The organism is Campylobacter concisus (assembly GCF_002912425.1).
In the GTDB taxonomy this organism is placed as follows: domain Bacteria; phylum Campylobacterota; class Campylobacteria; order Campylobacterales; family Campylobacteraceae; genus Campylobacter_A; species Campylobacter_A concisus_AH.
On sequence record NZ_POYR01000042.1, the window covers coordinates 1 to 14,435 of the forward strand.

A 14,435-nucleotide genomic window follows, 5' to 3' on the forward strand; every position below is an offset into this window, starting at 1 on the left:
GATTGACTAATAGTTTAACAATTGTAAATTAAAAGAACAACGATAAGAAAAAGGCTTTATTAACGTTGAAGTTAAAGGTGGTTTCTCGTTTCGTGAGCTGGAATTATATATGAGGGATGCTTAAAAATAGTTGAAATAATTGCAAAATATTTTACAAATTTAAATTTTATTTTTTATGTAGAAATTTGGAGAGCTTCCTTGCTCTCCGTTTGATTTAACGCCACCACTTTGATAGCAAATTTACATCTATGATTACATAGGCTGTGTTACTTCGTCCTTGATCTCGATAGTAACAGTTGTTCCGCTAGTATCATTTGTATATGCGGTATAGCCGTCAGTTGATGCACCTTTTTGCCAGCCAGTATCTTTAAATTCTACTTTGTCTCCAGCATCAGCTGTTATTTTTAGTGTATTATCACCATCTGTTAAGCTTATGACATCACTTAGTTTTACGCTTAAAGTAGTATTTTGGCTCTTGTTAGAGATATTAAGCTCCTCAAAGTTATGTGCATGATCTGCGATGCTATCTAAATTTATAGATCTGCCTGGGTTGGTAATAGCTAATTTGTCATAGCCATCTCCGCCATCGATTTTACCATTTTCAATATTACCAACGGCTATAGTATCATCGCCAGCACCTAAATCTATCAATGATGATTTATTTTTTACATCTCCGCCAATAGTAACCTTATCACTGCCAGCGCCAGTTAAGAGGGTAGATTTATCAAAATCATCATCAATGTTAATAGTATCAGCACCTTTTCCTGAGATAATCTTAGTGTCACCATTTATCCATGACTCAACAGTTAAAGCATTATCTCCGTCACCTAAGTTTATAATAGAGTTTGTTACGTAGTTACCAACATTTACTATATCATCCCCATCGCCAGTTGTAACTATACTTCCTTTAATATAATTTTCAACGGTTAGTTTATTGTCACCATTACCTAAATTTACACCATACTCTTCATTGGTTCCGGCTATTTTTCCACTAGCATTTAATATATAGCCGCCAACTTCTACAACATCATCTCCACTACCAGTTGCGACTTTAGAGCTATCTATGTTTGTGCCAACCGTTAATTTATTGTTACCATCACCCAAATTTATGTTAGAGTGATTTGTTATATAGCTATCGTTAGCATGTTGCCATTTTCCAACAGTTACTACATCATCGCCATTTCCTGCTATAACTGTTGATTTGTCGATATTTGTACCTACATTTAGTGTATTATTGCCTCTACCTAAATCTAGCTTCGAGTCTTCATTTATCCAGCCCCAGCCATGTTTATTGTTGACAGTTACGATATCATCACCATTGTCTAATTTAACTTCCGCACCATGAGTAAATGTTTTAACATCTATTTCTACAGTTTTTCCTTTAGCTGCTTCAGTGATTTTTTGATCGCTCTTTCTTCCATGATCTAAAAGCAAGAAAGTTTCATCACCATTTCCATAAATAGCGCTAGCATCCAATTTTGTGCGAGGTGCGCCAGTAAAGTCAAATACTATTTCATCTTGCCCTTTTTTACCTATATTTCCAGCAGCATCACTAAAATAAGCCTCTGCAACATAAGAGTCACCGTTAGAGCCTATACCAAAAACACCTATTTTGCCGTTTGCCTGACCTTGGTTGTTTTTCATCTCGCCCATATAGCCTCTATCTATTTCAGCTTGAGATACTGGGCGCTCATGCCAACCAGTTTCATCCCATTTATAGTGGAATATATCGCCAGCTTTTACAGAGCCGTCTTGTGGGATGATCGCCTTCCAAGATAAGCGTCCAGGATGCTCATTGGTAAGATTTTCATTCCAGCTAAATTTACCATCATTGTTTTTATCCTCGATAAACTCAACTCTTGCATCCACTATCTTCGTATCAACAGTTATGGTTACTGGGGCAGCCTCGGCTGTGTTGCCAGCTTTGTCAGTAGTTTTTACCTTAAGCTCATGCTCGCCGTCGCTAAGCGGAGTGCTCACTTCAAATTTCCAAGAACCATCAGCTTTTGCCTCTACTTGACCGATCTTGTTTGTACCATCAAAGATCTCTACAGTTGAGCCAGCCTCTGCCTTGCCTGATAAAGTTGGTGTGTTATCGTTTGTTAGGCCTTTTAGTGTTTTGCCCTCAACTGTCACATCATTGCCCTTAACATTACCATTTACAACGCCACCTGCAACATCATCGATAACGCTATCAAATGTAACCTTAGTACTTGTATCTACTGTTATAGTAGCTGGGTCAGAGGCCTTGATCGCATTTGAAGCTGGAGATGAAGCTGTGATACTATGAGCACCTTCACCAAGTGGAGTGACCGGAGTGATAGACCAGTTGCCAAATTTATCAGTTGTTGTGCTACCTATCTTAGTCGTGCCATCATATAGCTCCACTACTGAGTTAGGGTCCGCCTTGCCGTTAAATGTCGGAGTGCTGTCGTTTGTTAGTCCTTTTTTAGTTACGCCATTTACTACTACGTCGTTATCTTTGATATTGCCGTGATCTACACCACCTGCAACGTCGTCGATCACCTCTGTGATAGTGACAACATTTACGTTTGCTAAGAATGCAAAACTTAAATTGCTTCCACTGTCGTTACCATTTAGGTTAAGGTGGTCTGTGATAGTAGCATCAACACCAGTTGCATGGACATAATCTGACTTCAAAACGCCATTTTCATACATATTATATAGTGGCACGCCAGTTATTTCGATAGCGTTGTTATTTAGCGCTGGGATGCCTGCATGTGTGACATTGCCAACTGCATCGACCTCGTCAAAAGTCACAGTGCCGTCAGCCGCTTTGTGAATGACAAATGCCTTAACAAATGTTGGCTCTGGGTTATGTGCTGGGTATTGTTTTACACCAGTGTCAGCATAAATTTTGTTGTAGTCAGTTACAGCAACTGTTAGTTTATCGCCGTCTGAGAACACTTTTGGCAATGTTATGCGAGCTGTAGTGTGACTGATATCGCCGTCCTTTATAGCGTCAGCTACGCTTATGCCAGCATTTAGTGCGCCTGAGCCACTTCCTGAAACACTTGGATTATAGACTTTGTTGCCTTCTATAAATTCAACCTTCGGAGCCTCCATGCTATCTCTAAATATCCATGTATTTCCGTTAGACTGCTCTGCACGGTCATCACCTTTTACGGTCACTTCTATACCACGTGCGTGTGTATGATTATAGGTAGTTGTTGGCATATCGTGGATATCTATACCAAATTTCTCGCCAGTGCCATTTGTAGATGTAAGACCAGTTTTTATAGGTGTCATATCATCAGCTGAAGCGATCTGATCAACCGTCATAGAGCCATCAGCTGCTTTATGAACTAAGAAATATTTATAAGCAGTCGTATCTGTGCCACCTGTTTTTGCAAGAGAGGCTGCATCTGGTCCATATCCATATTTTACAGTTACAACATCGCCATCTTGAACATTCTCAGGTAGTGAGATGCGTGCTGTGGTGTGGTTGATATCACCATCTAGCATAGCTGTATTTCTATTTTGATTTGTTATTTGATCTGATTTTTCATTTAGAACATTACCATGCTCATCAAGCTCAACAAATTTAACTTCAGCCTTACCAACATTTTCAAATTTAACACTTGAAGTAGCTTTAAGGGTTGTGCCTTCTAGCTCAGCTGTGATACTAGCTGCATTTCCGAGGGCTGTTTGGTAGTGGTTATAGTTATAGCCAACCTTTATGCCATTATCGCCGTCAAATACATTGTTGCCTTTTGTATCTATAACGCTTGTAACGTTGCCACTAGCATCTTTATGAACTGTGTAATAGTCATTTATACCAGTGCCTATAACGTGGATCTTGCTGCCGTCCTTTGCAAGGTTTGGTATGCTGATGGTTGCAGTAGCTTTTGCGCCATCTTCAGCATAGTTTTCGCCTCTTGTGATAGTGCCGTTGCCATCTGCGTCATCATTAAATTTGATAGTAAATTTATCTGGAGCAGTAGTCTCGCCTGTGGCTGTGTTGCCAGCGCCATCAGTAGCCTTTGCGATCACTGGAGTGTTATCTTTTGTCGCATCGTCGCTGATAGTGACCTTGCCACTATTTGGATCAAGTTTAAAAGCACCTGTTGGAGCTGTCGTCTTGCCAGGAGTGCTATCTACAACCCAGCCAGCACTTGGATTTTTGACCACGGTTATAGTTTGTGAGTTGCCGTTATTATCTGTGTATGAAATTTCAACCTTTGTCGCGTCATTGTCGTGAGGCACTACATCAACTGTGCCGTCAGCTTTTGGAGTGAGATCTACCTGCGGCGGCACAACGTCTGATACTGGAGTAGTAGCTGGAGTACCATTGCCTGCATCATCTTTTGGAGTAACTTTTACCTCAGTACCTGGTTTTAGTGGTTCATTATTTGGTGTAGGAACACTAAATGTACCATCAGGATTTACTGGGACATTAACTACACTACCATTAGGGAATTTAACATCTACAGTGGTATTTGGATCTGGATTTGGAACCTTACCAGTTACTACTGTTGAAGTGTTGTTAATTGGATCTAGAGTTACTGTTGGGGTAGTTACGTCTGATACTGGAGTAGTAGCTGGAGTACCATTGCCTGCATCATCTTTTGGAGTAACTTTTACCTCAGTACCTGGTTTTAGTGGTTCATTATTTGGTGTAGGAACACTAAATGTACCATCAGGATTTACTGGGACATTAACTACACTACCATTAGGGAATTTAACATCTACAGTGGTATTTGGATCTGGATTTGGAACCTTACCAGTTACTACTGTTGAAGTGTTGTTAATTGGATCTAGAGTTACTGTTGGGGTAGTAGTATCTACAAAACCAGCGTCACCACCAGCATTATCGGCTGCGCCGCTTACGCCGCCTATCCTCTCAGCACCTCTTGCGCTGTTTAGGTCGCCTATAGAGCGGAAATTTTCATTGATATTTGAGTAGTGACCGCCCTCATCAAACGACGCTGCACCAAGGCTAACGCCATCTCTACCACCAGCTGCGGCTGCGTTACCACCAGCGGCAGTCTCCTCTAGTTTTGTTAGATCCTCGCCGTTTAACAACGCTTTTTGCAAGTCACTAACATCTGCTACGGTATTTGGTTTTTCTCCTGCGGCTACATTTTCGTCAAGCTTTAACGACTCATCACCCAAGATGGTGACGTCTTTGCCATTGTCCATTGAAACTACGGCTTTAGAAGAAGCCAAAGAGGTCTTTATAACCTCCCCAAGATATAAAGCGTCACCAACTTTTAAAACGCGGCTAACGCCATTTTGATCTACAGCTACTACTAAGCCTGAGATTTGTTTGATTACTCCTACTTGAGTTTGCATGTCTATCCTTATCGTAAAATAAATTTTATGTAATTTTAAGACATTTTAATCCTCTTTGTATATTGTACTTGGGTACAGTTGTGACATTATTGTGCTGCGATAACCTCAATTTCTACAAGTGCATCTTTTGGCAAAGTCTTCACAGCTACCGTGCTTCTAGCTGGATATGGCTCTTTGAAAAATTTAGCGTATGTGACATTTACTTTAGCAAAATCTGCCATATCTGCTAAAAAGATCGTAGTCTTTACGACATTATCAAAACTAAGTCCAGCCTCAGCCAAAATGTTTTGTAAATTTGTAAGTGACTGATGCGCTTGAGCCTCTACGCTACTACCTGCAAACTCACCCGCTGGTGTAACGCCAAGCTGCCCTGAAATAAATAAAAATCCATTCGCGCTAATCGCCTGAGAATATGGTCCGATCGCTTGTGGGGCGTTCTTTGTTGAAATTTGTTTTTTCATATCTTCTCCTTTGAAATTTGGCAAAATCCTACTATAAATTTCTAAATTTTTAGGCACCAAAGGCTATAATGAGCAAAATTTCAAAAGGACAAAGATGCAAATAACCCTTGCACCAAACGAATTTTTAGATGACTACGTGCTTGGTGCTCAGCTTGCCAAAAACGCCGGCATCTCATCAAATGCCTATCTTTTTTGGAAACATGCTATCAGCGCCAAATTTGAAAACTCACGCATCGTTTTTCTTAGAAAAAAGAGCGTCCCAGAGAAATTTAAAAGCGCACTAGAGGCTTGCACGCCATTAAATGGTCTTGTGCCAACTGGCGTCTTTTGCTCATTTACCTCGCTTGCCCCTTCGCACCTTGTCGCCAAAAATGGCTCTAAAATTTATGAGCTTTTTGAATTTCATGAAATTTGCGGTATCAAATTTTTAAATTTAAAGAAATTTTATGATGATTTCGAGCTTAACTACTCGTATAGGATTTACATCGAAAAGTGCAAATTTTTCTCGCCAGCGCCCTTTGAAAAGCGCATAAAACTGACCGAGACTATGTGTCTTGGCTACTACTAGCCATCTCGTAAACGATTAGCGCCTCGGTTTTGTAGCCCCCTATCCTATCTTTATATAGTAAAATTTCGTCGTTTTCTCTTTTGGCGTAAATTTTAATGTGAGCGGAGTTTGTGCTCTCATCGTAGTCTTCATATATAAATTTAAACTCTTCGCTACTCAGCGTGATAAACTGCAACGCTTGAAACGAAACAGCAAAGACCAACTCCTCGCTAATGCCACTTGTTCTAAATTTATCAGCTAATTTCACAACAAACGACCCCACATCACTAAAATACTCTTCAGGGCTCTCATACTCGCTTTCAAAGACCACTATCTCATTTAGCGACCACTCATTTTGCGTCTTATTTTCTTCAAATTTCTGCCTTTTTCTTATGGCAGCTTTTAAAAATATCCCTTGTGGCTTTGAGATAAAGCCCTCGTTTAAAATTTGCTTTAGCTTTAAATTTCTAATTTCACTTTTGGTGCTCGTAAAAAATTTAAGTAGTGGCTTTGCTTGATCGTTGCAAAAAGTTTTCATTTTGGGAGAAATTCCGCTAGCTTAGGCTGCTAGCGGATCAAATTTATATTTTTTTATAAGGTGCTTGACCGACTTCGTAGAAGTTATTGCCCTCGCAGTCGATAGCGACTATCGCTGGGAAGTCCTCTACTGTGAGTCTTGCAACTGCCTCTGGTCCTAGCTCTGGATATGCCAAGACTTCGTATTTTTTGATACTTTGGCTAATGACCGCTCCGATACCACCGATAGCGACCATATAAACACAGCATGATTTTTTCATAGCCTCGACTACGGCGTCGTTTCGGTAGCCTTTACCGATCATGCCATTTATACCAACTTCATTTATCATAGTTGGTGTGTATTTGTCCATTCTGCCGCTTGTTGTTGGGCCTGCTGCGCCGATAGCTTGGTTTGGCTTGGCTGGAGTTGGTCCGACGTAGTAGATAGTCTCGCCCTTTAGCTCAACTGGCAACTTCTCGCCACGTGCTAGAGCCTCTGTTAGCGCCTTGTGAGCGGCATCACGAGCTGCGATAATAGTGCCTGAGATTAGGACATTGTCGCCTGCTTTTAGGCTCTTTACCACCTCTTTATCAAATGGTGCTGTTATTTTTTTTACTTCTGACATGTTATCTCCTTAAAGCTCGGCGTCTGCGTGGCGTGCAGCGTGGCAGTTGATGTTTATGGCTACTGGTAGGCCTGCGATGTGAGTTGGATACCACTCGACATTTACTTTTATAGCAGTTGTATCGCCGCCAAGTCCTTGAGGACCGACGCCTGTTTTACTAGCAAGCTCAAGAAGCTCATCTTCAAGTTTTGCATATCTTGCATCGGCGTTTTTGCTATCTACTGGACGAACTGCAGCTTGTTTAGCTAGAAGTGCTGCTTTATCCATAGTGCCACCTATGCCAACGCCTATCGTCATTGGAGGGCAAGCGTTTGGTCCAGCGTATTTTACAGCCTCTAAAAATACCTTTTTAACGCCCTCTATGCCATCAGCTGGCACAAGCATTTTTAGTATTGATTTGTTCTCACTACCAAAGCCCTTTGGAGCGACTTTTATCTTTAGCTTATCGCCTGGGACGATCCTAGTGTGGATGACGGCTGGGGTGTTGTTTGTAGTGTTTTTTCTCTCAAAAAGCGGCTCAGCAACGACTGATTTTCTAAGATAGCCCTCAGTGTAGCCCTTCGCAACGCCCTCATTGATCGCATCTTCAATATATCCGCCCTCGATATGCACGTCCTGGCCGATCTCTACAAAGACAACCGTCATACCTGTATCTTGGCAAATAGGTGCAACGCCCTCTTCTGCTAGCTTGGCATTTTGCAAAATTTTGCCCAAGATATCTTTACCTAGAGATGAGCTCTCAGTGGTTTGAGCTTTTGTAAAAGCAGCCTTTAGATCTGGTGTAACGACGTAACAGGCTTGTTTGCAAAGCTTTGCAACAGTCTCTTTTATATCTTTTACGTTTACCGTTCTCATTTATCCTCCTCGTAAAAAACAATTTTTAATTATATAAATTATATGTAAAATTTAAGATTAAATTATAATATTAAATTTAACCACCCACCATCGGTGTTTAAATACTCTTAAGCAACTTTGGATAAACTACAACAAACTTAAATTTCAAAGGAAAAGTTATGAATTCGTTAGTCATCGTGATACTTGTTATCGCAGTCATTTTTGTCTTTTTCATCAGCCTTTACAACTCACTTGTTGCAAAGCAAAACCAAGTAAAAAGCGTGGAGGCTGGCATCGACGCGCAGCTAAAAAGAAGATATGACCTCATACCAAATTTAGTAGCCACTGCAAAAGAATACATGGTGCACGAAAAAAGCTTGCTAGAAAACATCACTGCCCTTAGAGAGAGTGCTAGAAGCGCATCAACAAATGAGGAGAAATTTGAGCTAAATAACAAAATTTCAGGCTTGCTAAATGGTTTAAGAGTGAGCGTAGAAAACTACCCTGATCTAAAAGCAAATCAAAATTTACTTCAAATTCAAAGCACTTTAAACGAGGTTGAAGAGCAAATTTCAGCTGCGCGCCGTGCCTACAACTCAGCCGTTGAAATTTACAATAACGCCACACAGATGTTTCCTTCAAACATCGTAGCTTCAATGTTTGGCTTTCACAAAGATGTATTTTTTGACATCCCTGAAAATGAAGCAGTTGCTCCAAACGTCGGTGATCTTTTTAAAAAATAAGGCATAAAAAATGCAAGCAGACGAACTAAAAGGCATCGATCTAAGCGACCTTGACGAGCTTGAAAAAGAGCGCCTTGCCATGGGGCAAAAAGCCTTTAAAATGATCGCTTATGGCTTTCTTGGCATCATAGTTGCAACTGGTTTTTTGGCGTCACTGCACCTTGGAAATTTATTTTTCTTTTTGTTAATCGGCGGAGTTTTTTATCTTGGCAAGACGATAAATGGGCTAAAAAACGAACTTGTAGCAAAATTTAAACAAAAAGTAGTTGGCGTCATCGTAAAAAACTATGGTCTAAATTTCAGCGCAAATGGTGGGCTAAGTTTGGATGACTTTTTAAAAATTTATGACGCTGATGTCAATAGACACTACGCAGAAGATATGATCTACGGACAGATCGATAACACGCAGTTTAAGCTTTGCGATTTTTATGCGGCAAAAGAAGTAAAAGGCGAAAAAAGCACCTCTACAACGGTGAAATTTCAAGGCATCTTGCTAAAGGCTGAGTTTAAAAAAGAGCTAAACGCTACGATCTACGTCTGCGATAAAAAGCGAACTTCTGATCTAAGAAGCGATGGCGAGCAAGCGACGATGGATAATCCTAAATTTAACGAGCTTTTTAAAACCTACGCGACCGATCAGATCGCTGCAAGATACGCTCTGACGCCAAAGCTGATGGAAAATTTAACTAGATTAAGGACTAAATTTAACGCTCCGCTTTCGGCGGCATTTTTAAAAAATGAAATTTTCATCGCGATCGATCTTAGAAAAGATAGCTTTGAGCCTGATCTTAAAAAGCCGATAAACAGCAACGAGAGTGTGCAAAACTACATCGCAGGAGTTAGCGACTTTGTAGAGATCGTGCACGATCTGGAGCTAAACAAAAACATCTGGAAGAGCTAAATTTATAAAATGCCAGATAAGACAAAGCTCAAAGAAGGCGACATATTTTACGTCTATAATGATTACTACAAAAGATATTTCTTTGGCAAAATCTTAGTTGATATTAAAAACCGCCTTGTAAAGCGAGCAAACGAGGGGCTTCTTTGGCCGTTTGATTTTTTTAGTGACTGCTACTTGGTTGCTATTTATAAAGATATAGCAGATACGCCAGCGCTAAAAAGCCGTGAATTTATCATCCCGGGAAGCTTCATCTACAAAAGCAGTTTCAACCGCAAAAATAAAGACGCTATAAAGTGGGTCTATTATGATCACGAAGATATCAACTACCAAGAGTTAGAATTTCCAGAGTATATCATCAGTAGCAATGACAAAATTTGCCTACAACGAGGAGAGCTTAGCATACCAACTGGCTTAACTCGCGCGCAATATGAGAATGAATTTAACATTACTGGCAGCAAAACTGGCGGCATAAACTACTCAAATGCCCTGCTTTTACAAGGCTTGCCAGCATATAAAGAGAGGATAGATTATAGCGATCTTCGCCTCCTACCAGAGCTTCGTAAAAAGCTCTACGAGATGATAGGCGAGGACCCAGACACGCCGTACTACGAGCTAGCATTAAAGCACGGCAAAGATCTAGCACGCTTTTATCAAGATAAAAACTAGACTATAAAAGAGCTATTAAGAGGCGTTGTTTAAGGTTTAACAAAAGAAATTTAGCTCTCTTGTTGCAGCCTAGATGATCGTAATAGAGAAATTTATGACGAAATTTCGTGACATCATATCTCCCCGCCAAGGCTAACTAGCTTTAGTAAATTTAAATATCACAAACAAGATCGCTCAAATGACTACTTTTGCAAGCAGATGATAAATTTTAAAACTCGCAAGCCATTTTTAAAATTTATAACCAAATTTACGAAAAAGGTGGTGTCGCTTTAAATTTTGCGGTTTTAAAAGTTAAATTTAAGGGCTTATAGCCTTTAAAAAGTGCAATGCCACTTAAATTTGCTCTATTTTTTATGATTTTGCGAGTTTAAATTTAATGGCCAAAAAAGCCATTAAATTTATAAACTAAGCCTGAGCAGGCTCCTCTTCTTCTTTTATCTTTTTTCTAACTTTTACGCGTGAGATGCTAGCTCCATCCATCTTTCTCACCTCGTAGTAGCAGTTTTCATCCTCGATCTTGTCGCCAACTACTGGCAAACGACCGATGAGATTAAAGACATATCCGCCGATCGTTACTTGATCGGTCTCTTCATCAAAGCTTATGCCAAGGACCTCTTCAACGCTCTCTAAGTCGTATCTGCCTTGAAATTCATAGATGTTTTCATTTATCTTTTTATAGTGTTGATCGACCTCATCGTGCTCGTCGTTAAAGTCGCCAAGAACCTCTTCCATGATATCTTCCATCGTAAGAAGTCCTGCCGTGCCACCGTACTCATCGACGACAAGCGCAGCTGAAATTTGCTCTTTGTTCATCATCACAAGCACTTTTGAGATAGAAAGGCTCTCAGGCACGATGACAAATTTACGCACGATCGCGTCAAAGCTCTTCTCTTTATCCTCGCTAAAGTGTAGCTGCAAGATATCTCTAATGTGTATCATGCCTAAAATGATATCTTTTGAGCCGTCTATATAAGGATAGCGAGTATATTTTGACTCAAAAACGACTTGTAAATTCTCTTCAAAGCTCTTTTGTTTATTTATGCAGATCATGTCGCGTCTTGGCGTCATGATCTCTTTTGCGACCGTATCACTAAAATCAACTGCATTTTTGATAAGCTCAGTCTCAAAACTATCAAGCACACCGCCCTTTAAGCTCTCGCCAACGATGATCTTGATCTCCTCTTCAGAGTGTGCTAGCTCATTCTCTTTTGCTGGCTGGATGCCTAAAATTTTAAGTCCAGATGTAGCTAGGATATCAAAAAGCTTTATGATAGGCGAAAAAAGTATCCAGAAAAAGTGAAGCGGACGAGCGATTTTAAGCACTGCTGATTCTGATTTGGCTATGGCGACTGACTTTGGAACAAGCTCGCCCATAACGACGTGAAGTAGCGTGATAAGAGTAAATGCGATCGCAAAGCCGACTGTATGAACTAAGATATCGCTAAGATTAAAAACATTTTTAAGTGGGGCTTCTATGAGCCTTGCGACTGCTGGCTCACCGATCCAACCAAGGGCGAGTGAGCTTAGCGTGATGCCAAGCTGAGTGGCGCTAAGATAGGTATCAAGCTTGTTTGACATCTCAAAAGCAAGCTGGGCGTTTGGCTTTTTCTCTTTGATAAGCTCTTCAAGCCTAGACTTGCGAACCTTGACAAGGGAAAATTCCGACAAAACAAAAAATGCGTTTAGTAAAATGAATATAATGGCAAGTATTACCATTAAAAGCGAGTTATCGCTACTGGGGTACAATTATGATCCTTAAGAGTTAAAAATTTTGGCTGATTATAGCGAATTTATATTTAGCGGTCAAATTAGCCACGCCCAAAAGTAACAACCTTTTTTAAATTTAAAAGATATAAAAAGTTCTTAAATCATATTTTGGTAACATTATTTTTATCACTAAATTTATGGATTTGATAATGAGTAAAAAGAATTTTTCATCACGCTGGGCGTTTATACTAGCCTCAGTTGGTTCAGCCGTTGGTATGGCAAATGTTTGGGGCTTTCCTTATAAGCTTGGCACAAATGGTGGTGGAGCGTTTTTACTCATCTACATCTTTTTTGTGGCACTTTTTTCTTACGTTGGCTTAAGCGCAGAGTATGCGATCGGCAGACGAGCAAAGACTGGCACGCTAGGATCATATAAATTTGCTTGGCAAAGTAGAAATTTAGGCGTCATCGGCAGTATCGTCGGCTGGCTTCCACTTGCTGGCTCACTTTGCATAGCCATCGGCTACGCTGTCATCATCGCTTACGTGCTAAAAGCCCTTACCCAGGCGCTTACTGGCTCATTTATGAGCGTTGATACAAATGTTTGGTTTAACTCATTTGCGCTTCATGAGTACTCAGTCCTGCCATATCACTTCATAGTCATTATTGGCACGCTTCTTACGCTATTTTTTGGAGCAAAAAGTATAGAAAAGACCAATAAAATAATGATGCCGCTATTTTTCGTGTTATTTGCCATTTTGGCTATAAATGTCGCGATGCTGCCAAACGCACTTGAGGGATATAAATTTCTATTTATCCCTGACTTTAGCAAGCTTGAAGATCCGATGGTATGGGTCACTGCGATGGGTCAAGCCTTTTTCTCGCTCTCTATCACGGGTTCTGGCATGATAGTTTATGGAGCATATCTTTCAAAAGATGAAGACATCGTAGAAAGCGCCAAAACTACGGCATTTTTTGATACGCTTGCAGCGCTTGTAGCAGCGCTTGTTATGATCCCAGCGGTCTTTGCCTACGCTATGGATCCAGCTGAGGGTCCAAAGCTACTTTTCGTAACGCTTCCTAAAATTTTACAAAATATGATCGGCGGTCAAATTTTTGCGATCATACTATTTACCGCGGTCATCTTTGGCGGTATCACCTCACTTCAAAATATGTTTGAGGTCGTGGCTGAGTCGCTTATGCATAAATTCCCGCGCCTTAGCAGATTTTGGGTGCTTGCTCTACTTTGCGTAGTTTGCTTTGGGGTTGGAGCATTTATGGAGCCTATTAGTAGCTGGGGGCCTTGGATGGACTTTGTCTCTATCTACATTATCCCAATCGGCGCAGTCATCGGCGCAATATCTTGGTTTTGGATCATTAAAAAAGAAGAAATTTTAGACGAGGTAAATTCAGGAGCAAATAAAACTTACGGCTCATTTTGGTATTTTGTGGGTAAATTTATCTATGTGCCAATAGCCTTTTTGCTCTGCATCATCGCCATTAGCAAGGGAATTTCTTTTTAACTTAGCCCATCAAAAGACGAGCTAAGTCTAAATTTGAAGTTATTTTAGCTTTTTAGAGCCGATGTAAGTAGCAAAGACCTCTTGCGAGCCATCTTTTTTAAAGAGTATGACGTCGTATTGCTCGGCTTTGCCGCCTTGCTCCATGCCCTGACTCTCCATAGGCATGCCAGGCACTGCGATACCAACGACATCTTTTGGTTTAAGCTCAAGCAGGCGCTTGACCTCATCTGCTGGCACGTGACCCTCGATAACATAGCCATCAACGATAGCTGTGTGGCAGCTTGAAAGCTCTAGTGGCACGTGAAATTCTTTTTTGACCTTGACCATGTCATCTACTTTTATGGTCTCTTCGCTAAAGCCAGCCTTTTGCATAGCATTGGCCCAGTTGCCACAACAACCGCAAGTTGGGCTTTTATAGACCTTCATATCGGCCGCAAGCGCCAAGGTCGCACAAAGACTAAGAGCTAAAAATGCAAATTTCTTCATCATTTTCCTTTACGTTAAAATTTCCAAAATGATATAGTTGTCTCTTATACACCACTGACGCTGCCGACGAATTAGACCGGTGAGATACCGGGTGTCGCGCTACCCGTGA

Annotated in this window: 12 protein-coding genes; 5 read left to right on the forward strand and 7 right to left on the reverse strand. The window is 40.6% G+C overall.

The window, feature by feature from the left end:
• Positions 1 to 252: 252 nt before the first annotated feature.
• Both CYP84_RS02440 and CYP84_RS02445 read right to left on the reverse strand, forming a co-directional pair.
• On the reverse strand, positions 253 to 5,316 hold the full coding sequence (locus tag CYP84_RS02440; protein ID WP_103636558.1) for a retention module-containing protein: 5,064 nt from the start codon (positions 5,314 to 5,316) through the stop codon (positions 253 to 255).
• An 86-nt stretch (positions 5,317 to 5,402) separates the two neighbouring features.
• Positions 5,403 to 5,777, reverse strand: coding sequence for a RidA family protein (locus CYP84_RS02445; RefSeq protein WP_103636559.1), 375 nt, complete (start codon positions 5,775 to 5,777; stop codon positions 5,403 to 5,405).
• A gap of 94 nt (positions 5,778 to 5,871) precedes the next feature.
• On the opposite strand from CYP84_RS02445, the gene CYP84_RS02450 reads away from it, so the two are divergent.
• Positions 5,872 to 6,345 carry a cysteine permease gene (locus tag CYP84_RS02450; protein ID WP_103636560.1) on the forward strand — a complete coding sequence of 158 codons (474 nt, stop codon included), beginning with the start codon at positions 5,872 to 5,874 and terminating at the stop codon, positions 6,343 to 6,345.
• Here CYP84_RS02450 and CYP84_RS02455 read toward each other — a convergent pair.
• From CYP84_RS02455 to CYP84_RS02465, 3 genes are read right to left on the reverse strand one after another with little or no spacing between them, the layout of a single operon-like run.
• On the reverse strand, positions 6,323 to 6,862 hold the full coding sequence (locus CYP84_RS02455) for an L-cystine-binding protein TcyA (protein WP_103636561.1): 540 nt from the start codon (positions 6,860 to 6,862) through the stop codon (positions 6,323 to 6,325). The genes CYP84_RS02450 and CYP84_RS02455 overlap by 23 nt on opposite strands.
• 43 nt (positions 6,863 to 6,905) lie before the next feature.
• Positions 6,906 to 7,466 carry a Fe-S-containing hydro-lyase gene (locus tag CYP84_RS02460; protein WP_103573063.1) on the reverse strand — a complete coding sequence of 187 codons (561 nt, stop codon included), beginning with the start codon at positions 7,464 to 7,466 and terminating at the stop codon, positions 6,906 to 6,908.
• Between the two features lie 9 nt (positions 7,467 to 7,475).
• Positions 7,476 to 8,321, reverse strand: a complete 846-nt coding sequence (locus tag CYP84_RS02465) for a fumarate hydratase (protein WP_009295312.1) — start codon at positions 8,319 to 8,321, stop codon at positions 7,476 to 7,478.
• 158 nt (positions 8,322 to 8,479) lie between these two features.
• Here CYP84_RS02465 and CYP84_RS02470 point away from each other — a divergent pair, with 158 nt between their 5' ends.
• From CYP84_RS02470 to CYP84_RS02480, 3 genes are read left to right on the forward strand one after another with little or no spacing between them, the layout of a single operon-like run.
• Positions 8,480 to 9,043 carry a LemA family protein gene (locus CYP84_RS02470; RefSeq protein ID WP_103570467.1) on the forward strand — a complete coding sequence of 188 codons (564 nt, stop codon included), beginning with the start codon at positions 8,480 to 8,482 and terminating at the stop codon, positions 9,041 to 9,043.
• A gap of 10 nt (positions 9,044 to 9,053) precedes the next feature.
• Complete coding sequence (locus tag CYP84_RS02475; RefSeq protein WP_103636562.1) at positions 9,054 to 9,944, forward strand: DUF3137 domain-containing protein; 891 nt, start codon at positions 9,054 to 9,056, stop codon at positions 9,942 to 9,944.
• Between the two features lie 9 nt (positions 9,945 to 9,953).
• Positions 9,954 to 10,610: a sugar transporter gene (locus CYP84_RS02480; protein WP_103636563.1), complete on the forward strand. Its 657-nt coding sequence runs from the start codon at positions 9,954 to 9,956 to the stop codon at positions 10,608 to 10,610.
• Between the two features lie 405 nt (positions 10,611 to 11,015).
• Here the strand turns inward: CYP84_RS02480 and CYP84_RS02485 are convergent, their stop codons facing one another.
• Entirely contained in the window at positions 11,016 to 12,356 is a 1,341-nt protein-coding gene (locus CYP84_RS02485) for a hemolysin family protein (RefSeq protein ID WP_103636564.1), read from the reverse strand.
• A 170-nt stretch (positions 12,357 to 12,526) separates the two neighbouring features.
• Here CYP84_RS02485 and CYP84_RS02490 point away from each other — a divergent pair, with 170 nt between their 5' ends.
• Positions 12,527 to 13,840 carry a sodium-dependent transporter gene (locus tag CYP84_RS02490; RefSeq protein ID WP_103636565.1) on the forward strand — a complete coding sequence of 438 codons (1,314 nt, stop codon included), beginning with the start codon at positions 12,527 to 12,529 and terminating at the stop codon, positions 13,838 to 13,840.
• Between the two features lie 39 nt (positions 13,841 to 13,879).
• Here CYP84_RS02490 and CYP84_RS02495 read toward each other — a convergent pair whose 3' ends face one another.
• Positions 13,880 to 14,326: a DUF411 domain-containing protein gene (locus CYP84_RS02495; protein WP_021090169.1), complete on the reverse strand. Its 447-nt coding sequence runs from the start codon at positions 14,324 to 14,326 to the stop codon at positions 13,880 to 13,882.
• Between the last annotated feature and the right edge of the window lie 109 nt (positions 14,327 to 14,435).